Origin of the sequence: Microcoleus sp. FACHB-672 (genome assembly GCF_014695725.1) — a bacterium.
Lineage (GTDB): Bacteria > Cyanobacteriota > Cyanobacteriia > Cyanobacteriales > Oscillatoriaceae > FACHB-68.
Window position 1 is genome coordinate 147,460 of the sequence record NZ_JACJOU010000015.1, and the last position, 25,381, is coordinate 172,840.

Here is a 25,381-nt window from a genome sequence, read left to right on the forward strand (position 1 = left end):
TTTATAAGTTACGGAGATAAACTGCACGAGAAAAAAGGTCGGTGTGGGCATTTGGCAGCATCCCTGCCGTAAAAAAGAGGGATGAACCCCACGCCGACAACACCGGCTACGAATTTCTCGGGTTAAATATCAGGGCGATATATCTGCCCATCCGCGTATTTCTGCCAAAGACTGGCTAATTCCTTCGCCTGAGACTGCCACTGCGGCGAAACTAAGTACATCCGTCTAGGGCGTCCCCGTCCTTCAACTTTTTTCCAATAACTCGATACCGCCCCTTCGTCTTCGAGGAATTTAAGAGCGCTGTACAGCACTGTGTCAGACAGCCGGTAATTTGGGTACTTCGTCTCTAGCTTTTGAATTAGTAGTGTACCGCAGGAGTCTCCCTGCAACAAAATGGACAAGACATAACACACCGCCAGTTCCTTATTCAAATAGACGGGAGGAGGATCTCGAAAAAATTGATAAATGTCCTCAATTTTCATCGGCTTCTCCTCTTGAATCTCCCATCTGACAAGTATTCAAACACTTAATTACTGCTGTGAACTTTAATATTGCCATGAACCCCCAAAACCCCGATCAGAAAACTTTGTAGTAAAGCACACAGAAAATACAGCAGAGAAAGGTAAGCCGCTGTTTTTTATTACTCTTGTCAGAGCAAAATATTCCAGCCTCTGCTTACAGGGCTTTGACGCTCTTGAGCGGTGTTAGGGAAACTGCAACCCAGCTCGAATCCCATTCAGTTCTGACATAATTTTGCTTTCTCTAAAGAAATTTTATTTTTCTTTTTCCAAAGTAATAAAAACGACAGAGAATGCGGTACTTTTGCCATACTGATAAGTCGTTGTAATTGCGCTATGTGCCTGAGACTGCGCCGATCTATGCCCTCTGAGGATTGAGCTGGTGTAATTCCGTAAAAGTTGAAACTGCTGAACATTTCGCTCTTATTCACCGCTGAATTTTACCGTCGTAAATCAAAATAGCATAGACAAAGAAAAAAACCTCTAGGCTTAAATCTCCTCAGTTCAAATTTTAAAAAATTACTTCTTACATAGATTTCCCTTTACGAACCACACTCAAGGAACAGAAGCCATCAGAAATTCTCACGCTCATCAAAACCCAATTATTTGGGTGTCTGGGCAAGAGATAGGAATATGGGTAATGACCAAAGCTTAAGCTGCAAAGTAAACAAGCCGGTGCCAAAGTGCAAAACGGCGTGCAACTTAAATATTAGGGTGGGCTTAAGTACATCCAGAAGCGTGAAGTTTGCAGCCGGCAAGAAGCTGTCTTCCTTCTATGGCTAACTTGCCAGATACCTCAATCGCCTCAGTAAATTTACGACGATAAAGTTTCGTTATTTAGTGAATTCGCTGAGGCAATTTTTCCTACAATATGCGTCTGTTGTAAATATTGAAAAGTAATAGTTAAAAACAGAAATAAAGCTCTTGCTTTGATATAATTACTAGCTTTTATTTTAAATGAGCGATGAACTTCGTATCTGTAAGAAAGCTAAGAACTTTAGGCTGCCACTGCTTTCGCATCTTGCCGGCAGCTCTGAGATAAAATGCGATCATCCTAACAGCAGCGCACCTGACTCCTGACGGACTAACAGGAAATTTGTTCATCAACCTTAGGTAAAAAATTTAGAAACCTCAATGCCGGCAAGGTAACGGAAACGGAGAATGAGTATTGAGGCAAAGAAGGGGAGAGAAATGAATGAGAGTTATTGTTGCAAACTCGATGTTAAAGAAATTTAAACATTTGCACGTCACAGATTGCCGCCACGAAGCTTTGGCGGGAGAATCTATTTGCAGTACATTGGCATAAAAATTATATTTGCATCTCAACTGGATGCAAGCCAGCTGTAGCGAGATTAAGAAGCTAGCTTGCGTTTGAATGACCTGTACTTTCTTTGTAGAATTACCTTTGCAATATTTGTGATTGCTTCTTCCTTTCCTCCCGCTTTAATTTTGCCAAAGCGGAGTGGGATGGACATCGTCCACCCCATGATTTGACGCACGAGTAATAGAATTTAAAACTCGATACTTAAGGGTGCTCTGGGGAAGGGAATCACATCGCGGATATTGCCCATGCCGGTCATAAATTGCACCAAGCGTTCAAAGCCCAATCCAAAGCCGGCGTGAGGCACTGTCCCATACCGGCGCAGATCGAGATACCACCATAATTCCTCTGGATTCATCCCTTGAGCTTGAATCCGTCGTTCTAAAATGTCTAGCCGTTCTTCCCGCTGTGATCCGCCAATAATTTCTCCTATTTTGGGAGCGAGGACATCCATTGCCCGAACGGTTTTCTCATCATCGTTCAAACGCATATAGAATGCTTTGATCCCTACTGGATAATCTGTAACAATTGTCGGTTTTTTGAATAATTCTTCAGCGAGATAGCGCTCGTGTTCTGACTGCAAATCTACACCCCAGGTGGCGGGATACTCAAATTGCCGGTCTGCTTTTTCTAGCAATGCGATCGCATCTGTATAGGTGATGCGCTCAAACTGATTATTGATAATATTGTCAGCAGTGGCGAGAACTGAATTGTCAATCCGCTGGTTGAAAAACTCCATATCTTCAGGGCAGTTTTCCAACACGGATTTGAAGATGTGCTTCAGGAACGCCTCAGCTAAATCCATATTTCCTTCGAGATCGCAGAAGGCCATTTCTGGCTCAACCATCCAAAATTCTGCTAAGTGCCGCGAGGTGTTGGAGTTTTCCGCGCGGAAAGTTGGACCAAAGGTGTAGACATCGCTAAAAGCCATTGCCATCACTTCGGCTTCTAGTTGTCCGCTGACGGTTAAATAAGCCGGCTTGCCAAAAAAGTCTTGGGAATAGTCTACTTCTTGTTGATCGGTGCGGGGGATCTGCTTGAGGTTTAAGCCTGTGACGCTAAACATTTCACCGGCACCTTCGCAGTCACTGCCGGTGATAATGGGCGTGTGTACCCACAGGAAACCCCGTTCTTGAAAAAACTCGTGAATGGCGGTGGCACAGGCGTTGCGGACTCGGAAAACTGCGCCTAGAGTGTTAGTGCGTGCGCGTAAATGGCCAATTGTACGCAGAAATTCAAAGGAGTGGCGTTTTTTCTGGAGAGGATAGGTTTCGGGATCGGCTTCGCCATAAACCTTGATCTCTGAGGCTGTTAGCTCAATTCGCTGCCCTTTGGCGGGGGAGGCGACTAAGCTGCCGATGACTTCTACGGATGCGCCGGTGTTGAGCTTTTTGAGGTATTCTTCATAAGCCGGCAAATCTGGATTGAGTACGACTTGCAGGTTGGCCATTGATGACCCATCATTGACCTCGACAAAGGTAAATTCTTTCAATTCTCGTTTGGTGCGTACCCAACCTTGAATGGTTGCCGGCTCATCAGGTTGGCCATTTCGCAATATTTCTGCAATGCGTCGAGTTACCATAAAAAATTTAAAATTTTGATTGATGGCTGATTTGCCTGCCTTTTGCCGGCAGACAAGGGATAATTTTTCAGCGTCTATCCCGTACAAGATTTTAATATCCAGCCTACAACAATGCCGAGTCCTCCGAAGCGCACGGCTTGCCAAAAGGGTTCTTTGAGGGTGCCCCAAGTAAATAGGCTACTTTCTAGGTTAAGTTCTATGGTTTCGAGTTCTTCTTGAATTCGCCGCAAGTCGGCTTGTAGTTGCCGGCTGCGATCTTGCCGCATTTCTTTCTTAATTTGCTTTTGCTGTTGCTGAAGTTCTGCCTGCCGGCTGCGATCTTGCTGAATTTGCTGATAACGTTCTTTGAGCGCTTGAAGATAGCTTTCAGTTTCTAACAGCGCTTGCTCAAAGTCTTGCTCCTCTGGGTTGTTTGAGGCGGAGTGCGCGGGATCACTGGAGGAGGGTTCAGGAGTGGAGTTCATGCCGGCATTGTAGAGTATAGGTAAATGTCAACCCTGGATGCTGCTTTTAGTATGCCTGACTCTACGCCCACTCGCGCCATCGTTTCTGCCGGTTTAGAGAGTCCTCGCACCGGAAACTTACAAGAATTTAGCACTTTGGAATTAGCCCAAACACTGGCAGAGCGGCTGGCCATCACTGAAAAAGATTGGCACCGATTAAAGTCTAACCGCCTCGCGCGGGCACGTGAGCAAGTCGCCGCCGCTCTTGTATTTCTGCTTAAAGACAACCCGGAGGAAGCGATCGTGAGGCTTCAGCAAGCCGTTGGCTGGTTAGATCGCTCGATATCGGCACCGCCTTGCCCGACTCATGGCCACAAGCGGGAACAATAAGGTTTGTCTTTAGCCGGTTGTTAAGCGCCGGCAATTTTAAGAAACAAGGGGTAGCCGCGAACGACTACCCACTTTTTTGCACACTCTTAGCTCTGTGCCTTCGGAGTTCCAATGAACTTGATCAAAAATTTGATATAAGATAAACAATCCGCGCCCACACTCTCCCTCTTCGCAGGGTAGCTGGTCGTTGTACTCTGTTGGGCAATTGCATGACGGAGGCGTAAAGCCATCGCCTTGATCAGTGATTGTCCACCAGTATTGATCCGCGATCGCAGAGAAACGGACGGCAACCGTTTTACTGGGATCAAGCTTGTTCCCATGCTTCGCAGCGTTTATTAATGCTTCTTGAAGACCTAAGCGGAGTTCCGCCTGCCATTGTTCGGGAATCTCTGCAAGCAGTAATTCTAGAATTGGGCAAAGATAAAGTGTGGAGGCAAAGCTAATGGTTCCCAAGGTACGTTCCTGGGGACGAATTGAGATAGCAATCACAAGTAAAACCCCGCAGCTTAAACGTGGATAGACTTAATTTGGCTGTGCAATGCCCCTGAAAATCACTGAACGGTCATGTTGCACTCCTGCCTTGAGTCAGTCAACAACTCGTTGCGCTCACCAGATTTCACAAGCTGGGTTCCAATATTTACAATTCAAATTTAGAAAATGCTAGGCTGCCGGTGAAGCAGAATGTTTAGTTCATAAAGCGGGCAGTTACCTAAAGGATTCAGCCTTCAGGCCGGCTCTGCCGGGGTGAGTCGTTAGCTGGATGCAACGCTTTGGTTGTTGGTAGTTCTCATCAGCAGGCTTGGTTCGCGTCAAGGTATTTTTAATCTCCACATAAACCACACCATGCTTGTGACCTGAATCACTAACTACCTTCCTCTTTTATTGTACAGAAATGCTCTGAAAAAACTAGAGGGTTTGGCCTATAACCTGAAAAAAATAGGCTTCCCTCTTCCTTTATAGCGCTTACAACCCTGAGAAATCAAGAGTTTCAAGTGTTCGTAAATTTATAGACGAGCGGACTCAGCGAAGCGGGGCATTCGGGTTGCGGGCGCGTTGCAACTGCTCCTCAGCGCTGGCAGCCCACTCAGCGTTACCTTGAGCGGTATAGAGACTTTTGGCATATTGCAGAACTTGTTGCGCCTCGCTGTAGCGACCCTGGCGCAGAAACACCAGCCCAGCACCATAATAGGCATTGCCATAGTTAGGGTTGGCTTCCGAGGCGCGGCGGAAGGATTTGAGGGCTTCTTCTAAATCACCTTGGGTGAATTGGATGGAGCCGAGATTGTAGTGGGCTTCTGGGTAATTAGGGGTGATTTTAATCGCTTGGCGAAAAGCGTCTTTGGCTTTATCGAGGTTGCCTTGTTGCAGATAAGCTAAGCCCAAATGGTAAGCCGGCTCTGGTGCTTTGGGGCTGTACTGGAGCGCCTGTGTATGGGAGGCAATGGCTTCTTCTACTAAGCCTTGCTGCGCTAGCACCAAACCGAGGTTATAGCGGGCTAAACCGAGTTGGGGATCAAGTTCAACTGCGCGTTGCAAGTATTCTCGCGCTTGGGTAAGGTTGTTGCCTTCTAAAAGCGCTGCCCCTAAATTTGCGTAGGCGAGGGCAAAGCGGGGATCGGCTTGCGTTGCTCTGTGAAAGGCATCGGCAGCGGCTTGTAGCTGTCCCTGCTGCCGCAAAGCAAGTCCTAAATTGTAATGTGCCGGTGCCAAGTTTGGCTCTAATTCGGTAGCCTGCCGGAAAGCGGCTGTTGCTTGCGGAACTTGGCCACGCTGAATTAACTGTAGCCCTTGGTTAACCAATTCATCGGCTGTTCTGCCATTTTGCTGAGCTTGAGCGATTGGCGCGGCAAACACCGGCATTAAGGCTGCCGGTGTGCCGAACCCGACGCACAGCATTATAGCCAGCCAACCTCTGCGCTTGGGTTTAAATAGTAATTGCATCCAGCTTTCTGCCTCCTGCTTTCGTTGTCATACAGTTCTATTAATTTTTTTAACTGTTATTTGCCTAAATGTTAAGGCTTCCTAGAGTCTTGAGTGGCGGAGTGGGAAAGAATATAGAGAGTAGGAGCGAGTAAGAGAGTGATAATGTGATCCGGGGGAATGGGAGAAAACTTGTTAGTACAGGTGCGGGCAGAATTGTTAACTGACTTGTTTAAACTTTTTTTGATAGCATCTTGTTGATATTTTTTGGGGTTGCATTGGGTTTGAATTACAAAAATTAGCAATTATTTGCAATAATTTATATATTTTAACTTTTATAAAAAATAAGTTTAAGATAACCTACAGTTTTTATTTCAAAGGCGTAAGAATAAGGTAATCTCAAAAACATAGAGCAAACGTTAAAGAACTTCATCAGGAACTGCTGGGATCGCTAACTGTAGGGGCTGCAGCGATGAGATTTGCAAAAAAACAACACCGGCTTCCTGATATCTAATGCCAGCAGCAAACTCATCTGTTGCGAGGAAACCTAGCGGATTGAGAAAATTAGGGATCAGATTTTTCGACTGATTGTTATCAGAAAATTCTTGGAGAACATTCAGCCAGTTGCTTAATTTATTAAACACTTGCAGCGTGTGGATTTTCGGGAGGAAGTATGAACCAAAAAGTTGTTTCGGGCTTGCGTAACGTCGCAATTGTTGGCCCGTATTTAAGTGGAAAAACGACATTACTCGAAAGTTTATTGTTCGTCACCGGCACGATTTCTCGTAAAGGCAGTGCCAAAGAAGGAAACACGGTTGGAGACAGTTCAACTGAGGCGCGTGACCGGCAGATGAGTGTGGAAGTAACTGCCGCGAGTACAGAATACGGTGATATTCGCTTCACGTTTCTCGACTGTCCGGGATCAGTAGAATTTGCTCAAGAAACTTATAATGCTTTAATCGGTGCCGGCGCGGCGGTTGTTGTCTGTGAACTCGATCCGGCACGGGTGCTGACTTTAGCGCCTTTGTTTAAATTCCTCGATGATTGGCAGATCCCCCACCTAGTATTCATTAATAAAATGGATCGGGTCTGTACAGACGAGGTTCGCTGCACGACCAACTTTATAGAAGTGCTGAATGCCCTTAAGTCTGTTTCTTCTCGTCCCATCGTGCCGCATCAATACCCCATTGGCCAAGGGGATCGGGTGGTCGGTTTTATCGATTTGGTCAGTGAACAGGCTTATCATTACCATCCTGGTGCGCCGGCAGATCCGGTGCCGATGCCAGAGTCTTTAAAAGAGCAGGAACACGCGGCGCGAACTCAAATGTTAGAAGAGTTGGCCAATTTTGACGATCACCTGCTGGAAAAACTGCTAGAGGAAATTAACCCGTCCCAAGAAGAAATTATCCAAGACCTGAAAATGGAATTGGGGGCAGATTTAATTGTGCCGGTGTTTATTGGCGTAGCTGAGCAAGATTATGGAGTGCGGCCACTATTAGAGGCGCTGTTGCGGGAAGCACCGGCACCGGAAACAACGGCAGAACGCCGAGGTATTATGCTCCACGCTACCGAACCTCTGGCCCAAGTGCTGAAAACGTATTACACCCCTCAAGGCGGTAAAATGTCGCTGGTGCGGGTTTGGCAGGGTCAGCTTACGGATGGAATCGTACTTAATGGCGTGCGTGCTGGCGGCCTTTACCGGATGATGGGCCAGCAAACGCAAGGTTTGCAGACAGCCGGTGCCGGCGAGGTTGTGGCGCTGGCGCGGATGGAGGGGATCAAAACCGGCGATACGTTAACCATTAGTGGGCAAGCAGCAAGTGAATTGCCCAAGGCGGAACAGTTGAAGCCGGTGTTTGCTTTGGCTATTGCCCCCGAAAGGCGCAACGATGAAGTGAAACTGACCGGCGCACTGTCCAAGTTGCTAGACGAAGATCCCGCCCTGGCTTGGGAGCAACATGGGGACACCCACGAAATTATTCTCTGGGGACAAGGCGAGATTCACCTGAAGGTTGCCCTAGATCGGCTGCGGCGTAAATATAATTTGCCAATGGTGACGCATCTGCCCCACGTTCCTTATAAGGAAACAATTCGCAAGCCGGTTTCCTCAGTACATGGGCGCTACAAGCACCAAAGCGGCGGACATGGCCAGTTTGGGGATGTTTATCTGGATATTAAGCCGGTGTCACGTGGAGAGGGCTTTAATTTCAGTGAGACAATTGTGGGTGGTTCGGTGCCGAGGCAGTATATCCCCGGCGTAGAAACCGGCGTGCGGGAATTTTTGGAACATGGCCCACTAGGATTTCCGGTAGTGGATATTGCGGTGACCCTCACGAATGGGTCTTACCACACGGTGGACAGTTCAGAACAGGCGTTTAAGCAAGCGGCACGTCTGGCGATGCAAGAGGGGATGGCCAAATGTGAGCCAACGCTGCTGGAACCTATAGCTTCGGTTGAGATTTGTGCGCCGAATGAGTTTACTTCTAAGATGATGCAGCTAATTAGCGGGCGTCGTGGCCAAATTTTAGGCTATGAGGCGGTATCTGATTGGAAGGGGTGGGATAAGGTTTCGGCTTATTTGCCGCAGGCAGAAATGCAAGATTTAATCGTGGAGTTGCGTTCCCTAACGATGGGAGTTGGTTTCTTCCACTGGCAGTTCGATCACTTGCAAGAGGTGCCAGAACCTTTGGCGAAGCGGGTGCTCGGTAACGGCAATGGCAATGGTAAGAACAATTACTAATTTGCCTGCCGGTTAATTTAGCAATGAAAAATGAAGCCCGTGCCGGCAAGCGGGCTTTTTTTTGCCGGTTACAATTGGTTGGGATCAACGCCCATTTCCTGCAGTCGTGCTTCTAAGGCTTGTGCTCGCCGGCGTTCTTCTTCTAGCTGGGTTTCTGCCTGTTGAGCGCGGTTTTCTGCTTGGTATGCGCGGTTTTCTGCCTCTTGTCGCTGTCGGTCAAGTTCTATAAAGTTGAGAAATGGCTGACCATCTGGGCGATAGATTACCAGGATATCTTGCGATAGCTCAAAGCGCACACCGAGTCTGGGACTGACCCAATCGCTCATGTCGTCAATTAATTTTAATTTATCGTTGTGGCGCTGCCAGCCGGTTAAGTCTGCTGTATCGGGGTCATAGATATAGTATTCTTCAACCCCGTAGCGTTCGTAAAAGTCGAATTTTTTGGCCATTTGAGAGGGCCGGTTTCCCGGCGACCAAATTTCAAAGGCGACTTGGGGAGAAATGTTGTTTTCTTCCCATTGTTTATAGGAACCCCGGTGTCCTTTTGGCCGGCCTAAAGCAACCATAACATCGGGTGCTTGGCGGAGTTTATTATCACCTTGGACGGGATACCATAAAAGATCGCCGGCAACGAATACATTGGGTTCATTGGCAAACAGCGATTCTAAATTTTCTTTGATATATACAATTAATTCAAATTGTTTGGTATTGTCTGCCATTAATTCGCCGTCGCTGTCGGGGTAGATGATCTCTTCTGAGATAGAAGATTGCTTTTCGGTAAGCATAGGATGTTGAGCGAGTTGGTTAATTGAAGTTTATCAGTTTGAACTTTTGCGAGTATGGACTGAATTTTGATGGTGGGTACGCCACCAATAAGTAATCCCACTAACAACCCCTCCCAAAAGCAGACAAAGCCCGAAAAATCCTAACCAAATTAATATAGGAGAAGTGGATGGAACTGGACTTTTGGGTGTAGCTGCCGGCACAGATTGAGTGTTAGTATTTTGATTTGTTGGCGGTGTAGTAATTTGTTGAATTAATGGAGCTAAGGCAGTCGCCGTTAATGAGGCGGTTCCCACCCCAACACCGGCAACGGCTACAAAATTTTGAAATTCTCTATTTTGGGTTTCGATATGCTGATTTAATGCTGTTTGTTTAACTTCTACGATTCCCCTAACCGTATTCACCAAATTTTCTAAAACTTTCAAATTTGCACTCATGGCGGCCTGATCTTGGGCGACTTGAAGCTGATATTTATTCTTAACTGTTTCGCTGAAAGTTTTTAAAATTTTTAAATTAGTTTCACCCATTTTTTTATGAGGTTGGGCTTTGTTCACTAGCTTGATTAGTCGTTGTTTGTAGTTTTGCAGGTTTGTTTCAATGGCAAGCTTGACAATCTCAATATTACTAATTGTCTCTACATAGTTAGAATAAATATCTAAGCATTCTTGTAAAGTTTTCTGCAAATCGTCAAGGTTATTTATAGTTAATTCAGTTTTGGGCGTTATGCTATATAGATTTTTGACCTTTGCAACTTCTTGACTAATTTTTTGGGTATATTTCTGAAGAGATTCTTTTTTATTGTAGGCGTACCAGTAACCCCAAATAATTTTGTGCCGATAGCAAAATAAGCGCAGCCAATCCCCATAAAATGAAGCGGCTTGCTTCATATTTTGCCTATCGGGATAGAGAATAATAATAATGTGATAGCTATTTTCTTCTGTTTTGATATCTTCGGGTTTTTGCGCCGGCTGCCAAATTTCAAAGACGGTAGCGCCGAGGAATTTACCAGAGTTTTCTAATTTTTGCCACTCCCCAGGCATTAAATCCGCGATTAAAGCTTTCCCGGCTTCATAGGCTAGATTGGCTATTTGCTGATCATCGCCTTTGAAGGAGACGGGTAGATAACCGGAAAGAATATAAGTTTTGCCAAGGTTGCCTTTTTTATCTTGTGCTTGTTTTTTAAGAGTTTGGAAGCAAGTGACAGGAGACTTTATCTCATTGAGGTAATCTACAGAACAGTCATATAGCAAGCTGTAAGTATCCCCAATCCGCACAGGATAGTAATAGCCTGAGAATGGGTAGCTATCAACTTTTTCAGTAAAGCGAAAGTTATGATTTTTGTTGATTTCTAGTTCTTTCTTTTGCTCAGGCTCTAATAATTCCAGTAATTTGATATATTCTGGAGAGCCGGCATTGCTTTCTCTAGACAAGTCAACCTTAATGGGTTCTGGTAAGTTTTTCCAAAATATCCTGTGATTTTCGGCAATTTCTTCAGCACTGTCTCCCCAGCCATTTCTAAGCTGATAAACAAATAAATCAAGCGTGGGATAAATTAATTCGCTCATTCGACCTCTTGTAACGTGGGAGTTTTGTAAAGACACAGCCGATAGTTGTTTTTACAATTAGGATATTTTTGTCATTTAGATATTAGTTTTTTAAGATTTTTCGCCCTCATCGGCAGACTTATTCGTATTCTCTGATTTATCAGAGGGAGGGTTTACATTTCCCACGTCTGTATCCCTGGAATCATCATTTTCAGGATCAAAACCTTTGTCTTTAGGTTGTGCTTGGTAAAGCTTTTTTAATTCCCGGCGTTCGGTTTCATAAAGTTGTTTAATCTGGGCATTTTTTGCAGCGAGAGTCTCCAAACCGGCAACCGCTTTGATGATTTCATCTTCCAATTCTCCCAAATCAACAGAAGAGTCTAATTTTGCTAGGGCGTTGCCGATGGCTTGCAGGACAATAATATCAGTTACTTTCATAATCAGGTTTTAGCTTCAGGATTGACGATGCCATGAACCGTGAAACCGGCCCAATAATAAAGATGTTCGTAAGGAGGTTGATTTGATTGTATTTTAGCGCAGTCTTCCTGGATACTAGCGGCTTCATCTCGCAAGTCGCGGCTGCAAGAAGGGTTAGATTGTTGTACTTGATCCGCAAGGTTGCGATACCACGTTTCGAGATCGCGGTAGGTGACGGTGCGAAGCCAGTTTTGTGCGGTTTTGAGGGCTTCGATAGGGTTCATTTTCTCCTCGTTTATACATTGATGAATGCGAATCATCATTAATGCTGAGGAAATTTCATCGACTTTCCAGAGAGTGCTAATGACGCAGTGAGTACCCATTGCTAAAAAGCAACTGGCTAAACCTACAAATTCATCAATTAGCCCTTCTTTTCCCGTCATGCCGGTTTCGCAGGCAGAAAGGCAGACGAGGTAATATTTGGGTAAGTTTAGCTGGAAGATTTCACGGACAGTTAGCAGTTTTTTATTTTTTAGCTGTAATGCTGACTGGGATGGCTGGGCGATATTATGACCGGCATGACCCGTAAAATGAAAAACACCGGCAGTCTTTTGCAGGACTTCGGTAAGTTTTTCTACGGTGGCTTGGCTATGGGGTACAGTTTCGCAGTTTGCATAAAAATGGGCGATGGTTGGAGATTCTATTTCAGCATAGAGCAAGGGATCTGGGCTTTCAACGTTGAGCAAATCTTCTTTTGAGGCGGGTTCGACTTTTTGCAAATCTTGGCCGGTTTGAAAACTCGGTAGCCGGCTGATTGTGAAAGGTTGTTCACAAAAGAAATATTCCAGTGGTAACAGGTGTAAGTCCCGGTGGGGAATCAAAATTAAGTGATGGATGCCGGCTAACTGAGGCAAAATTTGCCCGATTTGGAGAATTTCGCCTAATGTTTTCAACTCATCGGCCATTGAATTGCGCCATTTCGCGCTTTCTTCTGCTTGGTTGTTTTCGTCTTTAGGGCTTTCTTCCCCTTCGTTTTTTTGAGTTTTGCGGTATTTTTGATAATTTTCTTTCCAGCGATTCATCCAGGTTTCAAACGCTAGCACCAAACTTTCTGGCGTATTAACGCTGCCGGCTTCTGTAAAGGTTGGGGATGTCAGAGTGTGAACCGATAAAGGCCGGTCGGATCGCAGCACAAACACGACAATGCCACCCTCACTGAGATGCCAATCAAGCGCCGCCACCCCAGCCGGTAAAGTGAATGCCGGTGTTTCTCCCAAAATCCAGCCATCGCGCAACCAGCGCAGGGAGAGATTTTTGCGTTTTTCAGCCAGTGTCAGCGCCTCCAGTTGCTTTTCGGGTTCTGGGGACTGCGCCAGCAGCAACACCCGCAACTGATTGAAACCCGCGAATTGTTTGGATAACTGAATTTTCCACTCGTCTGATTGAGCCTCGTTGATTAAATCCTCCAGAACAATATCGCCTATATCCAAACAGCGCTGAAAATCTTCTTGATAGTCAAGGGCTTTACAAACTTTTGCCAATTTTTGCAAAATTTCTAGATACCGCAGCCGTAAACGGGGGTTTAAGGGTTTGCCAAGGATATCTCCTAGGATGGAAGCTTGGCAGTTCGTGAGGGTTTTGAGCGCGGCAATATAGCTGTCTCTTGCCTGTTGCCAGTACAGGTAAGGATTGGGTTGCCGGCGTCCGTGCAAGTCGTGGCAGTCAGCTTTCAATTGATGCAAGAAAGCGCCACCTTCCTGTTCATTTGAGGGCATAGCCTGCAACCCGTCATCCCAGTTCTGAAGGGCGGCATTGTACCCCTGTATCTTCAAAATGGCCCAGCCCCGGCCTGCCCAAGCTTCCCAGAATTGATTCTTTGTTAATTCTAAGGCACGGTCATAGGCAGGAATCGCCTCTTGAGGGCGTCCCAAATTCTTCAGCACATTGCCCTTACCGTTCCAGGGTTGATGGTATGCCGGCTTGATTTCAATGGCACGGTTATAGCATGGCAGTGCTTCCTCAGGGCGTCCCAAATTCTTCAGCACATTGCCCTTACCGTTCCAGGCATCATGGTGTGCCGGCTCTATTTCAATGGCACGGTTATAGCATGGCAGTGCTTCCTCAGGGCGTCCCAACTCCCTCAGCACAGTGCCCTTATTGATCCAGACAATATGAGAGGCCGGCTCTATTTCAATGGCACGGTTATAGCATAGCAGCGCTTCCTCAAAGCGTCCCAACTCACCCAGCACACTGCCCCTATTGCTCCAGGCATCATGGTATGTCGGCTCTATTTCCAGGGCGCGGTTATACGAAGCGAGGGCGGCATCAAGATTGCCGGCCTGATATTGCTCAAATGCTCGATTGAACAAGGCTTCCGCTTCCTCACTGACATTTGTCGGGGGTTGCACCGGCACCGCTTTTTCTGCTTCCCTCTCCAGCAATTGCCGGCCAATGTTTGCCGCCACCTCTGCCAGTTCCCCGCAGGCCATCTCCCCCAACTTCACCATCCGTTCCGCTAATTCGCGGTTAGGTGCGGCAGACTCCAGCAACCGAGACGCAAACCGATGCAACCACGCCACCCATTCTGCCTCGGAACTGCGCTGTTTCAACCGCTCAACAGCCCGCAATACCTCCACCTCACCCATGCCAAAATCAACAACCACCAACAACTGTAAAAACAGCCGTTCGTATTCTGCATCACTCAGGGGTTGAGTTGCCGATATTTGTGAGGGTGTTGCTGATTGGGGTTTTCTGAATAACCCGATAAATCTGCGCCACAACCGAATGAACCACTGCCCTATCTGCCAGAGCATTTGCCCTCTCACTTGTTGAGATTGTTTTTGTGTTTAATTGTATAGGAATTTCACTAAGTAGGTCGCCATAATTATAAAAAGCTCTCAAGCGGTATTCTAAAAAAAGGCTTTGCCTCTAAACTCTGATATTAAAACGATGGAAACCTCACAAAGTTGGTATATTGTCAAACGTCCGCAGGGAAGCTGTGAGATACTTCCTGCCGAACAAATTGAACAAAAAGAAGACCCCAACATCGTTGAAAGATGGGGTCCTTTTACATCACCCGACGAAGCGATTGCTCGTCGCGTGGGATTAATTAGAACCGGCAAATGCCAGCCGCAGTAAAAATCCTCAGTCCTCAATTTAGGACTTTTTACTATTTAGCTTTAGCAGGTGTTTTAGTCGGTTTAGTTGTCTTCGCCGGCACTGCTGTTTCGGCGCGATTTCCTCCTTTTGCCGCAATTTCTTGCTTTAATACTTCTACCGCTTTCGCATATTGAGCATCTTCTGGAGAGCCGATTTTCGTAATATCTTTACGCAATACGAGCTTCTGCTCTTCCGACAGTTCCAGCACCACATCTGGATCGATTCCATGCTTATTAATATCTCGCCCGCTGGGAGTGAGATACTTCGCAATCGTCACAGCTAGCCCAGAACCATCGCCCAATCCGCGCACAGATTGCACCAAACCTTTGCCAAAGGTTTTAGTCCCGATTAAAACTGCCCGTTTGTTATCTTGTAATGCCCCTGAGAGAATTTCGCTAGCGCTTGCAGAACCCCCATCCACCAGCACCACCAAAGGCTTATCCGTTAAAGCGCGTTTATTGGCACTTTGACGATCCATTTCACCGCGTCGATTTACGGTTGAAACAATCGTGCCATCTTGCAACCACATCCGGGCAATATCGATACTGCCGTTAAGCAATCCACCGGGGTTAGAACGCAGATCCAAAACATAGCCAGTCACGTTCTGCTTTTCTAAATCTTGGATTGCATCCCGCATTTCCTTGGGGGCATTAGAACTAAATTGATTCAGGCGAATATATCCAATGTCTCCTGTCGGAGTTTTGCGTAAAGAATGGCGAACGGGATGAATCTCAATTCGCACGCGTGTCAGCCGAAAATCTAACTGTTGCTTCCCGCGTAAAATGGTGAGGGTCACGTCTGTGCCGGCCTGCCCCCGGATCAGGTTCACCGCCTGATTCACATCCATCCCTTCGGTACTTGTGCCATCAATTTTGACAATAAAATCTTTAGCCAAAATCCCTGCACGGAATGCCGGTGTTTCTTCGATCGGCGAAATTACGATCAGCTTTTTCGTTTCCTCATCTTGAGCTAACTGAAGCCCTACGCCGGTGAGTTCCCCCTGCGTATCAATCTGCATATTTTGGAACTCTCGCGGGTCCATAAACCGGGTGTAGGGATCGTTAAGCTTCTCCAGCATTTCTCGGACTGCTTTGTAAGCATCCTCTTTGCTGTTATAAGGCCGGCCCAGATACTCACTACGAATGGCCTGCCAATCTACTTGGTTGAAGGTGGCATCCACATAGTTGCGGTCAATTATCTGCCAAACTTCATCAACCAGTTCTTTGGGGCTATCCTGAAAGAAAGCCTGACCTTTGAGGTGAATACTAGCTCCTGTAATTGCGACCGCGCTAACCATAACGACAGTTGCGCCTACAACGAGTCCACGTCTTGTTAGTTCCATAGGATTGCTGAGCCGGAAAGGAAACATTGCAATGGCATTTCGCTCACTCTAACACAGGCAATGGGAGGACGTGTTCAACACATCTGTCAACCCTCGCCAGTTAAGTCATTTTGGATAAATTTTTAGGGATCAACCCACCGGCCATCGGTTTTGATTAAATTAATTAACTCCTCAACTCCCCGATCTTCTGGGACTTTTTTGATTTCTTCCCGCCCGCGATATAAAGAAATGTAGCCGGCTTGTTTTCCGACATAGCCATAGTCAGCATCCGCCATTTCTCCAGGGCCATTGACAATACAGCCCATGACTGCAATATCCAGGCCGGTGAGATGTTTGGTTGCTTCTCGCACCTTGTGCAGCACTTCTTCTAAGTTAAATAAAGTGCGACCACAAGAAGGACAGGCCACATACTCCACCATCGTTTTCCGCAAACCCAGTGCCTGCAGAATGCTGTAGCAAACAGGAATTTCTTTTTCTGGGGCTTCCGTAAGGGAGACGCGAATCGTATCCCCAATGCCATCGGCTAACAGGGTGGCAATGCCGGCAGTAGACTTAATCCGTCCATATTCCCCATCGCCGGCTTCTGTAACGCCTAAATGTAGGGGGTAATCCATTCCCAACCCATCCATACGCTGTGCCATCAGCCGGTAGGCGGCTAACATTACCGGCACCCGCGACGCCTTCATCGAAATCACGATATTACGGAAATCTAACGACTCACAGATGCGGATAAATTCTAAAGCAGATTCCACCATGCCTTCTGGGGTATCACCGTAGGTAAACAGCATCCGTTCACCCAGAGAACCGTGATTGACCCCGATTCTCATCGCTTTTCCTTGATCGCGAAGAGAAACAACTAAAGGTTTTAGCGTTTCGCGTATTTTTTCCCCAATTTCATCAAATTCAGTTTGGCTGTATTCGGTTCTGTCAGCTTTGGGCTTTTCAAACACATATAGCCCCGGATTGATCCGCACCTTATCCACGTGCTTCGCCACTTCCAAGGCGATTTTCATGCCATTGTGATGCACGTCGGCTACCAGGGGGACTTGCTGGTAAGTTTCAATCAGTTTTTGCTTAATTTCCGCCAGGGCTTTGGCGTGTGCCATACTCGGCACGGTAACGCGCACGATCTCACAGCCAATTTCATGCAGGCGACGAATGCCGGCAACCGATCCGTCAATATCAAGCGTGTCTTCATTAATCATTGACTGCACCACCACAGGGTAGCCGCCGCCGATGGTGACATTGCCCACCTTAACAGGGCGTGTTTTGCGCCGGTGGATGGTGGTATCGGTAGAGAATTGACTGGTAGAGGCGTTAGAAGTTGTTAAAGTGGGCAGAGTTTGCATAAAGCTATCGTTAATTGCGGCGATCCTCTCTGTTTATCAGGTTGCCACAGAAGGTGCCGGTTTGGTTGACAAAGTTGGGTGAAGACAGGAAGTAGGCAATTTTACTCTAGATATAGTTGTTCTCACGAGCCAAGCCGGCTCAACATTTTATGCCAAGATTGAGATCAACACGCGATTCGACAAGCGGAATCAACTACGCTGCGTGAATTTAACGCTAAGAAATACATTAGGCAGACGTTACAAAATTATTAATTACTTAGGCTGGGGAGGGTTTAGAACGACCTTTGTAGCTGAAGATAAACATCTACCCAGCAAGTCAGTATGCGTTGTCAAGCAACTCAAGCCGAATGCTGCGGATGATCCAGTGGCTTTGCAGGCGGCAAGGCATCTGTTTAACCAAGAAGCCGAAGTTTTATTCTTATTAGAAAGTCACAATCAAATTCCTCGCCTTTTTGCTCACTTTTAAGAAGAGTAAGAGTTCTATTTATTTCAAAAATCTACAGAAGGGCATGAGCTGCGTCAAGAACTTCCCATTGACCAGAATTAAGTGAAGGTCAAGTTATTATGGAGAGCTGTAATGTAAATTACTAAAATTTAATCTAACTATGCTTTACATCAAAATGGATAAGTAAAGTCATCTCATTGAATTTTATTTAGGCAACGAATGCCGGCAAGGGCGCTACCAATGAATGCTGTCGGGTTAGCTTTCTGAGAGAGGTCATGAAGTAAAGCATCAGTCGCTTAATTGCCCATTTTATTGCTCAAACCTCCCAGAAGCTTTAAAATGTGCTATCAACTGAGAATTCAGCAAGCGAGATCCCCTACGCTGCTTGATATCTAATGCTAAGACAAATAGTAGGTGGGCGCTATCAAATTATTAGCCACTTGGGAGGTGGAGGCTTCGGCACAACCTTTGTGGCTGAAGACCGGCATTTACCGGGTAACCCGCGATGCGTCGTAAAACAACTCAAGCCTAAGGCTGTCGATAACCCAACCGCTTTAGAGGCGGCAAGGCGTCTGTTTGAGCGCGAAGCCGACGTGTTGTACAAATTGGGAAGTCACAATCAGATACCTCGGCTTTTTGCTCACTTTGAAGAAGATCGAGAATTTTATTTAGTTCAAGAATTAATTGAAGGACATGAGCTGCGTCAAGAATTACCTGTTAACCAACAGTTAAGCGAAGCTCAGGTTGTTTGTATTTTACGAGAAATTCTAGAAGTTTTAGTTTTTGTCCATCAGCAAGATGTCATCCATCGGGATATTAAGCCTTCTAATTTAATTCGATGTCGGCAGGATAAAAAGATTGTTTTAATCGACTTTGGGGCAGTCAAACAACTAGGAACTCCAGCCATTAACTCTCAGGGACAAACAAGTTTTACGATTGCTATCGGTTCACCCGGTTATATGCCCAGCGAACAAATGGCCGGCAAGCCCCGCTTTAGCAGTGATATCTATGCGGTGGGAATGATTGGAATTCAAGCCCTCACCGGCTTACATCCAAGAGGCTTACCAGAAGATCCTAATACTTGTGAAATTATTTGGCGTGATCGTGCGGAAGTCAGTTTAGAATTTGCTAAAGTTATCGACAAAATGGTGCGTTATGACTTTCGTGAACGCTATCAATCAGCCAGGGAAGTGCTGGAAATTTTTAAGTTTTTCCAGTCGAGACGCTTATCTACTCTTAAAACTATCCCGGTGATATCTGGAAAATCTCAACTTGATTTATCAACCACCAAATTAATTATTAGCGATAATCTCAGTTCTGCGTGTGGAATTGATTACAGCAGGCTGCGAAATTTTCTAGCAGCCGAAGAATGGAAAGAAGCCGATCAAGAAACGGCGGCTGTGATGCTGAAGGCTGCCGGCAGAGAGCAAGAAGGCTTTTTGAGAGCTAAAGATATTGCTGAACTTTCCTGTCAAGACTTGCAAACAATTGACACACTTTGGCTCAAGTATAGCAAAGGATGTTTTAGTTTTAGTATACAACAGCGCCTTTGGGAAAAAGTTGGGGGAAATCCTAATGCTAATTATGAAACGGAAAATTTATTTGCAGATTCCTTGGGATGGCGTGTAAAAGAAAATTGGTTAGATTATCATCACCTGATTTTTAACGTTTCTGCACCTGAAGGATACTTGCCTCGTTTGTATTTGGGAGAGATAAAGAGTCTTCGCAGGAACGTGCCAATGGATGCTCCAAGAATGAGTTTAGGTGATTTCTTTTCTCGCATTAAGGTTTGTAAGTTACAGGAATTTACCTTGGTTTTTCCTAGAGTTAAGCCAAATATTTTAACTAACAATCTTACCAATGATCAAGAAATAAATTACACTCGCTTACGCGATTTTCTAGCAGTCGGCCAATGGAAAGAAGCCGATGCGGAAACTTCGGCTGTGATGCTAAAGGCAAGTTTCAAAGAAAAAGAAGACTTGCTGACAGCAGACGATATTGAGAAGTTTTCTTGTGAAGCTTTGAGTATCCTTGATGAGCTATGGGTCAGGTACAGCAAAGGACATTTTGGTTTTAGTGTACAGCAGCGTATTTGGCAAAGTTGTGGAGGAAAACTTGACGCTGACGCGACAACTTGCCGTCGGTTTGGCACTCAAATTGGATGGTTTGTTAAGGATAACTGGCTTTTTTATAGCGATGCCACCTTCTCCCTCAATGCGCCGGCTGGACATCTGCCCATGTGCGATCTACGAGGCTATGGGCGTAAGATTTGGGGGTTAGTGCGCGTGTGTCTACTGTCTCGGATTGAAGCTTGTCTGCTGCAAGCCTCTACTGTTACTTGGCCAAATGTCAAGCCAGAACGTCAAGTTAACGACACTCAACGCCGGCATAACTCGTTTGTGAGAAATCGGATCGCCGTTATTAACGGTGATATTACAGAACAACAAGTCGATGCGATTGTTTGTGCTACTGACTATTATTTCTCTGGCAGTGGTGGGGTAGATTATGCGATTCACCGTGCTGCCGGCGCTGATCTTCGAGAAGCTTGTCGGCAGTTAAAAGGTTGCGCTTGTGGGGAGGCTAAAATTACTGCCGGTTATAACCTTCCTGCACAGTGGATTATTCATACTGTAGGGCCGAGCTGGGGAGGCGGTGCCAATCAGGAGGAGCAGAGATTAGCTGAATGTTATCGCAACTGTTTAGTCTTGGCAGAACAGTATTCTATAAAAACAATTGCGTTTCCAGCGATTAGCACGGGAACTTTTGGCTTCCCGATGCTGTTAGCTTCCAGAATTGCAATTTGCGAAGTCAAGCGTTTTCTTGAAAGCAATTCTTCCATAGAAAAAGTTATTTTTGTTTGCTTCGAGGAATTGGCTTACGATTGTTATTTGAATACAATTGATGGAATTTTTAGATAAAAGAGAAAACTAAAAAGGTAAAAGGCAACACTACCTTTTACCTTTTTTGCTTTTAGGCTACAGAAATATGCAATTGCAATGCATATTAGCTTTCTTGAGCTTTGGCCACCGGCTTTGCCGGCTCAGTGTCTTTCTTGCCCACTTTCTTTGCCCGCTGCTCAGCATCTGCCATCACTTCGGACATTTTCTCCAGTATCTCCCCAGGATAATTTTCTAAAACACGGGTAGAGAGGGAAATTCGGCCTTTCCATTCATCTAGCTCAATGATCACAGCTTTGATCGGCTGACCTAGCTTAAACACATCTGGAAGAGAGGAAATATAGGTTTGGCTCACCTGCTTGATATGCAGCAAGGCAGTAACGCCATCTAAACTGACAAACACCCCAAATGGCTTAATGCTAACAATTTCACCTTCTACCAGCTCACCAACTGACAACTGGCTAACGCGATTTGCTTGAGCTATTAAGCGCTGAGATAGCACCAATTTATTCGTGTCTTGATTGATTTCTAAAAAGTTGGCTGTCAGGCGTTGCCCAATCAATTCCTCTAAATTGTCTCGCGCCACTAAATGCGATCGCGGAATAAACCCCCGCAACCCTCGCACATCCACTGTGACGCCTCCCTTATTCGTGCCGGTGACACGCGCCTGCACGGATTGGCCACTTTCCTGCACCTGAAGCAGTTCTCCCCAAACTTTTTGCAGTTCAAGTTGCCGCAGAGAAAGCGTTACTTGGCCATCAGAATTTTGCTCTCGGATGATCAGGAAGTCACGTTCTTCCTGCAACGGCAGCACTTCAGGCAAATTCGTAACCCGTCTCAAGGAAGCCTCTGTGATGGGGAGAAATGCCGGTGATTTACCACCGATATCAACATACGCGCCCTCCGGGTCGTATTCAAACGCCTTGCCGCGTACCACCTTTCCCTTTGGAAACTCGTAGTCGTGTTGTTCGAGGGCTTTGGCAAAATCGTCCATCGAGAAGGACGCGTTTGCCGCTTGAGAACGGAGCGATTCTGGATTCATGACAGTTCAAAGCAAGGAAACAGAGATTATTAAGTGAGGTTGCTTACCCCAACTGTGCCGGCTGTGTTGCCTTTGGGAAGGGAAAGTCGGCGGCTGACGTTAGGAGCAAACCTTGGCTTACTCACTATAGCCAATTCTCCACTGATTCAAAATAGGCAGCGATCTATGTAAAACTCGCGCCACAGGGAATGCTTGGGCTAATAGAGGCGACACCGGCACATAAATTAACAATTAAACGCACGAATGTTTAATTATTAATTTTGGCCGGTTAAATCAATGTGAAATCAGCACTGGTTATTGTTTCAAACGAAATTCCTGTCAGCTTTGCCAAAAATTCGCCATCTTGAGCCACTCGGATAAATGTATCAGCACCGGCTCCTTCAATCAGAATGTTGTTAAAAGCCAGCCCGGAACTTAAACCCAATAAATCTTCCCCATCTTTAAAATCTGTGATCGTGTCAGCCGCACCGGCAGTCAAACCGCCGTCACCTCTGGCGAACACAAAAGCATCCGTGCCGGCACCCCCCGTTAGGTTATCAGCCCCACTGGCACCTGTAAGCCTGTCAGCGCCTTCATTTGCAGATATTGTGTTCCCCACCTCGTTACCAAAAATCAAGTCATTTCCTGGGGAACCCACCACATTTTCAATGATGGCGGCATAGGCAATCGTGGTGGCAAATATATCAGTCGGGTAATTCGCTCTAGAAGGATCGCTAGAAGCAACATAAGTTGCGCCGTTTAGGGCGCTGGTTGTCGTATTGTGCCCCCCCGGATTGATGTCAATGAAATAGCTTTCCGTTGCCGGCAGCGCAGAAAAATTAAAAGTATCGTTGCCGCCGGCATCCCAAATACTTTGTTTAACACCGAGAAAGTTATTGCTATCAAATTGATAGGTTGTATTGCCGGAATTATAATCGCTGATCCCATAGATAAACTGCAAAGCGCGGCTATCATAAGCCATCGGTGTACTTGCGCCAGCGCCGGCAAAGTTAGAACTCATTGCCGTGTTGGTGTTGTTATCTTTGGGGAAAGAAAGATAGGGTTCCTGATCCTCTCCCTGCACCTGTTCTTCCTCTTCCACCCCATCCGCCTCATCTGGATTGTTAGGGGGAGACTCCTGGTAATTATTTGGATGTTTTAAGCCGAAAGCATGACCGAGTTCGTGAACTAATGTTTCGTAACCAAATGATCCAGGGCCAGCCGAAAAGGCATTAGGGTTGGTTTCAAAATCCCGGCTTAAGTGCAAATCTCCCCCAATTCCTTCAGCTGGGCCAGAGGAATAGGCATAGAAATTAGGCGTTCCCTTTCCATCAGAAAACATGATCCGGATCTGACCCTCATTGGGTGGTCTGTCTGGCACCTCAACAACATCGAAGGGAAGAACTTTATCATACTCTTGCATGATTTTGCGGACATTATTTTTAATGGCATCATTGACTTCTCCCACAGCCCCTTCTTCGCCTGGATATTGGAAAGCGCTCGAAGTTGTCACAAAACTGTAAGTGAGCGTGCCACCCTTTGGTACGTCCCACCTTTTATTCGGTAAAATTAATGCATTGATGGCCTCCTCATCGTAAAAAATTGAGGGCTGCCGGTTTTCATTTGCTCCGTATTCTACATAGTGTTCAAATGCCTGCCGGAAGTTAAAATTTTGGGTTGCCAAGTCTTGGTTGGTATTTAAATAATACTGGGGATCAAATACCAGCGAGGCACGGCGTCCCTCATTTATCCCGTAGTTGGCATAGTGGAAAAGCAGTTCCTGATTGTTTAAACCGGCTGCTACGAGATCCGGGCTATTTTGCCGATAGTAATTCGGATCAAATAATGTTGAAGCAACGCGTCCTTCCCTAACGCCATTTTCTAGATAATGTTCAAATAATGCCTGATCGTCTAGATCTGCCTCGACGAGATCGGGATTGAAACGCCGATAGTCTTCATAACTAAAAAATGGAGACGGATCGCGTCCTTCTCTAATTCCAATATCTTGAAAATGAACCACCAATGCCCGGTTGCTCAGATTAGCTAAATCTGGGTTGGTTCTGCCGTAGAATTCGACATCAAAAAACGGAGAAAACCTGCGTCCTTCTTCCAACCCGTGTTGTTCAAAATGTTCTCTTGCTGCTTCATCGCTAAAGTCGGCGAGGTCAGAATAGTTACCACGGTAGAAGTCCGCATCAAAAATATTGATTGTGATCTGTGGTTCAACTGGTTGCAGAACAGCTGTGGGCATGAATTATCTCCTGGGGTGCACCCTCCCTTATACTCAACAGTAGCGGGAGGCATCGTGTTAGAAATGAGCCATCTTTCGGAACAGAAAGCCTCCTGAGCTTAACCGGCTGTGGGGAGGTACTGATACGGGTAGATTCTAGCAATTTGTATCATCAGTTACCGCAAACAGCAGAAACCGGGTGACATCAGATCCTAATGATTACCCGCCATTAACATTAAAGCCGGCACGAGAAAGAAAGGGAAAAGGGCAAATCAGACAAAAATGTCAAGCTTTTAGCCAATTGCTCAGTTATGTCGAGCATTTGCATCAAAACCGGCCTAAAAAAGAGAATGACTGGCCAAAAACTCATCAATGCAAGCAAAATCAAATCGAGCGAGTTAAAGTGGGGTTCTGCCATCGGCAGGATTAGCAGCCAAATTTAAACCGCTTGGAGAACTTGACTAAAGAGCTGCTTCACCTGAATCCAGGCGTCAGCAGCGGCAGTACGGTTGTAGCTAGCGCGGCGATCGCAGAAAAAACCGTGTTCAGCGCCGTCGTAAATAAAGACGCGATGAGAGATGTGATGTTTCTGGAGTTCTGCCTCGATCTGCTCAACGGCGGAGGCGGGAATACTGGCATCCTGATTGCCAAAGAAGGCGTAGAGGGTGCCGGCAATCTCAGAAGTTCGTGCTAGGGTAGGTTGACCGCTGCCCGGAGTCCAAGTCGTGATGCCGGCACCGTAAAATGAAGCAGTCGCCTTCATCTCTGGCAAAGTGGCGGCGAGGTAGGCAACGTGACCACCAAAGCAGAAGCCTATGCAGCCAATAGCATCCCCTTTCACGGAAGATTGGCTTTTGAGGTAGGCGATCGCAGCTTGGATATCACTCAGAAGCTCTGATGCCTTGGTTTGTTCTTTATAGCGCCGGCCCAGTTCTACGTCTTCGGCAGTGTAACCGATTTCAAAATCTGGGGCAAGACGCTGGTAAAGTGCCGGTGCTATGGCCACATAGCCTTCAGATGCAATCCGTTCTGTGACTTCTCGAATATGGGCATTCACCCCAAATATTTCTTGCAAAATGACAATGGCTGGGAAAGTCCCTTCGCCGACAGGATAGGCTATATATGAGGAAATTTGTAAATCTCCATTAGGAACTTTAACGTGTTCGCAAGAAATCTCAAAGTTTGCCATCGTGATTGTCTTTAATGTTGTGGAACTGTCAACAATCCAGGTTTTCACATTTAGTGTCCACCGGCAAAGTTTATAGTAAAAAACATCGCCA

21 protein-coding genes are annotated in these 25,381 nt (G+C 46.1%); 6 read left to right on the top strand and 15 right to left on the bottom strand.

The genetic code is table 11. The features are described 5' to 3' along the window. Nucleotides 1-122 precede the first annotated feature (122 nt). From H6F56_RS10470 to H6F56_RS10480, 3 genes are all read right to left on the bottom strand, one after another. Entirely contained in the window at nt 123-482 is a 360-nt protein-coding gene (locus H6F56_RS10470; RefSeq protein ID WP_190667572.1) for a PadR family transcriptional regulator, read from the bottom strand. 1,547 nt (nt 483-2,029) lie between these two features. Continuing rightward, the gene (gene asnS, locus H6F56_RS10475; protein ID WP_190667574.1) at nt 2,030-3,421 is read right to left on the bottom strand and encodes an asparagine--tRNA ligase; all 1,392 of its coding nucleotides are present in this window, start codon (nt 3,419-3,421) and stop codon (nt 2,030-2,032) included. A gap of 74 nt (nt 3,422-3,495) precedes the next feature. After that, the gene (locus H6F56_RS10480; protein WP_190667576.1) at nt 3,496-3,885 is read right to left on the bottom strand and encodes a DUF2203 domain-containing protein; all 390 of its coding nucleotides are present in this window, start codon (nt 3,883-3,885) and stop codon (nt 3,496-3,498) included. Between the two features lie 51 nt (nt 3,886-3,936). Here H6F56_RS10480 and H6F56_RS10485 point away from each other — a divergent pair, with 51 nt between their 5' ends. Further along, nucleotides 3,937-4,254: a DUF6439 family protein gene (locus H6F56_RS10485; RefSeq protein WP_190668164.1), complete on the top strand. Its 318-nt coding sequence runs from the start codon at nt 3,937-3,939 to the stop codon at nt 4,252-4,254. A gap of 36 nt (nt 4,255-4,290) precedes the next feature. Here the strand turns inward: H6F56_RS10485 and H6F56_RS10490 are convergent, their stop codons facing one another. From H6F56_RS10490 to H6F56_RS10500, 3 genes are all read right to left on the bottom strand, one after another. After that, nucleotides 4,291-4,743 (bottom strand): ATP-binding protein, encoded by a 453-nt coding sequence (locus tag H6F56_RS10490; protein ID WP_190667578.1) that lies wholly within the window; start codon nt 4,741-4,743, stop codon nt 4,291-4,293. 531 nt (nt 4,744-5,274) lie between these two features. Next, nucleotides 5,275-6,195 carry a tetratricopeptide repeat protein gene (locus H6F56_RS10495; RefSeq protein ID WP_190667579.1) on the bottom strand — a complete coding sequence of 307 codons (921 nt, stop codon included), beginning with the start codon at nt 6,193-6,195 and terminating at the stop codon, nt 5,275-5,277. 398 nt (nt 6,196-6,593) lie between these two features. After that, nucleotides 6,594-6,818 (bottom strand): hypothetical protein, encoded by a 225-nt coding sequence (locus H6F56_RS10500; protein WP_190667580.1) that lies wholly within the window; start codon nt 6,816-6,818, stop codon nt 6,594-6,596. 29 nt (nt 6,819-6,847) lie between these two features. Between H6F56_RS10500 and H6F56_RS10505 the strand changes: the two genes are divergently transcribed. After that, nucleotides 6,848-8,914, top strand: a complete 2,067-nt coding sequence (locus H6F56_RS10505) for an elongation factor G (RefSeq protein ID WP_190667581.1) — start codon at nt 6,848-6,850, stop codon at nt 8,912-8,914. Between the two features lie 68 nt (nt 8,915-8,982). On the opposite strand, the gene H6F56_RS10510 is transcribed toward H6F56_RS10505, so the two are convergent. The 4 genes from H6F56_RS10510 to H6F56_RS10525 all read right to left on the bottom strand — a co-directional run bounded on the left by H6F56_RS10510 (nt 8,983) and on the right by H6F56_RS10525 (nt 14,471). Beyond that, nucleotides 8,983-9,699, bottom strand: a complete 717-nt coding sequence (locus H6F56_RS10510) for a Uma2 family endonuclease (RefSeq protein ID WP_190667582.1) — start codon at nt 9,697-9,699, stop codon at nt 8,983-8,985. Nucleotides 9,700-9,732: 33 nt separating this feature from the next. Next, on the bottom strand, nt 9,733-11,262 hold the full coding sequence (locus H6F56_RS10515; RefSeq protein WP_190667583.1) for a hypothetical protein: 1,530 nt from the start codon (nt 11,260-11,262) through the stop codon (nt 9,733-9,735). 90 nt (nt 11,263-11,352) lie between these two features. Continuing rightward, nucleotides 11,353-11,679, bottom strand: coding sequence for a hypothetical protein (locus tag H6F56_RS10520; RefSeq protein WP_190667584.1), 327 nt, complete (start codon nt 11,677-11,679; stop codon nt 11,353-11,355). Nucleotides 11,680-11,681: 2 nt separating this feature from the next. Then, the gene (locus H6F56_RS10525) at nt 11,682-14,471 is read right to left on the bottom strand and encodes a CHAT domain-containing protein (RefSeq protein ID WP_190667586.1); all 2,790 of its coding nucleotides are present in this window, start codon (nt 14,469-14,471) and stop codon (nt 11,682-11,684) included. 136 nt (nt 14,472-14,607) lie between these two features. On the opposite strand from H6F56_RS10525, the gene H6F56_RS10530 reads away from it, so the two are divergent. Further along, on the top strand, nt 14,608-14,796 hold the full coding sequence (locus H6F56_RS10530) for a DDE transposase family protein (RefSeq protein ID WP_190667588.1): 189 nt from the start codon (nt 14,608-14,610) through the stop codon (nt 14,794-14,796). A 31-nt stretch (nt 14,797-14,827) separates the two neighbouring features. Here the strand turns inward: H6F56_RS10530 and ctpC are convergent, their stop codons facing one another. Next, complete coding sequence (ctpC, locus tag H6F56_RS10535; protein WP_190667590.1) at nt 14,828-16,159, bottom strand: carboxyl-terminal processing protease CtpC; 1,332 nt, start codon at nt 16,157-16,159, stop codon at nt 14,828-14,830. Between the two features lie 122 nt (nt 16,160-16,281). Then, complete coding sequence (ispG, locus tag H6F56_RS10540; RefSeq protein ID WP_190667592.1) at nt 16,282-17,508, bottom strand: (E)-4-hydroxy-3-methylbut-2-enyl-diphosphate synthase; 1,227 nt, start codon at nt 17,506-17,508, stop codon at nt 16,282-16,284. Nucleotides 17,509-17,710: 202 nt separating this feature from the next. Here ispG and H6F56_RS10545 point away from each other — a divergent pair, with 202 nt between their 5' ends. Beyond that, the gene (locus tag H6F56_RS10545) at nt 17,711-17,974 is read left to right on the top strand and encodes a hypothetical protein (RefSeq protein WP_190667594.1); all 264 of its coding nucleotides are present in this window, start codon (nt 17,711-17,713) and stop codon (nt 17,972-17,974) included. A 374-nt stretch (nt 17,975-18,348) separates the two neighbouring features. Next, entirely contained in the window at nt 18,349-20,871 is a 2,523-nt protein-coding gene (locus H6F56_RS10550; RefSeq protein ID WP_190667596.1) for a GUN4 domain-containing protein, read from the top strand. A gap of 85 nt (nt 20,872-20,956) precedes the next feature. Here H6F56_RS10550 and H6F56_RS10555 read toward each other — a convergent pair whose 3' ends face one another. Both H6F56_RS10555 and H6F56_RS27030 read right to left on the bottom strand, forming a co-directional pair. Beyond that, nucleotides 20,957-21,892: a S1 RNA-binding domain-containing protein gene (locus H6F56_RS10555; RefSeq protein WP_190667598.1), complete on the bottom strand. Its 936-nt coding sequence runs from the start codon at nt 21,890-21,892 to the stop codon at nt 20,957-20,959. A gap of 268 nt (nt 21,893-22,160) precedes the next feature. Continuing rightward, nucleotides 22,161-24,122 carry a M10 family metallopeptidase gene (locus H6F56_RS27030; RefSeq protein ID WP_305076123.1) on the bottom strand — a complete coding sequence of 654 codons (1,962 nt, stop codon included), beginning with the start codon at nt 24,120-24,122 and terminating at the stop codon, nt 22,161-22,163. 178 nt (nt 24,123-24,300) lie between these two features. Between H6F56_RS27030 and H6F56_RS10565 the strand changes: the two genes are divergently transcribed. Next, nucleotides 24,301-24,531 carry a hypothetical protein gene (locus H6F56_RS10565; protein ID WP_190667599.1) on the top strand — a complete coding sequence of 77 codons (231 nt, stop codon included), beginning with the start codon at nt 24,301-24,303 and terminating at the stop codon, nt 24,529-24,531. A 9-nt stretch (nt 24,532-24,540) separates the two neighbouring features. Here H6F56_RS10565 and H6F56_RS10570 read toward each other — a convergent pair whose 3' ends face one another. Then, the gene (locus tag H6F56_RS10570) at nt 24,541-25,290 is read right to left on the bottom strand and encodes a dienelactone hydrolase family protein (RefSeq protein ID WP_190667602.1); all 750 of its coding nucleotides are present in this window, start codon (nt 25,288-25,290) and stop codon (nt 24,541-24,543) included. Nucleotides 25,291-25,381 lie beyond the last annotated feature (91 nt).

Coding starts and splice junctions, on each gene's coding strand:
- ispG (WP_190667592.1), bottom strand. CDS start 17,508: ATGCAAACTCTGCCCACTTTAACAACTTCTAACGCCTCTACCAGTCAA.
- asnS (WP_190667574.1), bottom strand. CDS start 3,421: ATGGTAACTCGACGCATTGCAGAAATATTGCGAAATGGCCAACCTGAT.
- H6F56_RS10495 (WP_190667579.1), bottom strand. CDS start 6,195: ATGCAATTACTATTTAAACCCAAGCGCAGAGGTTGGCTGGCTATAATG.
- H6F56_RS10515 (WP_190667583.1), bottom strand. CDS start 11,262: ATGAGCGAATTAATTTATCCCACGCTTGATTTATTTGTTTATCAGCTT.
- H6F56_RS10550 (WP_190667596.1), top strand. CDS start 18,349: ATGCTAAGACAAATAGTAGGTGGGCGCTATCAAATTATTAGCCACTTG.
- H6F56_RS10555 (WP_190667598.1), bottom strand. CDS start 21,892: ATGAATCCAGAATCGCTCCGTTCTCAAGCGGCAAACGCGTCCTTCTCG.
- H6F56_RS10525 (WP_190667586.1), bottom strand. CDS start 14,471: ATGCTCTGGCAGATAGGGCAGTGGTTCATTCGGTTGTGGCGCAGATTT.
- H6F56_RS10485 (WP_190668164.1), top strand. CDS start 3,937: ATGCCTGACTCTACGCCCACTCGCGCCATCGTTTCTGCCGGTTTAGAG.
- ctpC (WP_190667590.1), bottom strand. CDS start 16,159: ATGGAACTAACAAGACGTGGACTCGTTGTAGGCGCAACTGTCGTTATG.
- H6F56_RS10480 (WP_190667576.1), bottom strand. CDS start 3,885: ATGAACTCCACTCCTGAACCCTCCTCCAGTGATCCCGCGCACTCCGCC.
- H6F56_RS10570 (WP_190667602.1), bottom strand. CDS start 25,290: ATGGCAAACTTTGAGATTTCTTGCGAACACGTTAAAGTTCCTAATGGA.
- H6F56_RS27030 (WP_305076123.1), bottom strand. CDS start 24,122: ATGCCCACAGCTGTTCTGCAACCAGTTGAACCACAGATCACAATCAAT.
- H6F56_RS10510 (WP_190667582.1), bottom strand. CDS start 9,699: ATGCTTACCGAAAAGCAATCTTCTATCTCAGAAGAGATCATCTACCCC.
- H6F56_RS10505 (WP_190667581.1), top strand. CDS start 6,848: ATGAACCAAAAAGTTGTTTCGGGCTTGCGTAACGTCGCAATTGTTGGC.
- H6F56_RS10520 (WP_190667584.1), bottom strand. CDS start 11,679: ATGAAAGTAACTGATATTATTGTCCTGCAAGCCATCGGCAACGCCCTA.
- H6F56_RS10530 (WP_190667588.1), top strand. CDS start 14,608: ATGGAAACCTCACAAAGTTGGTATATTGTCAAACGTCCGCAGGGAAGC.
- H6F56_RS10470 (WP_190667572.1), bottom strand. CDS start 482: ATGAAAATTGAGGACATTTATCAATTTTTTCGAGATCCTCCTCCCGTC.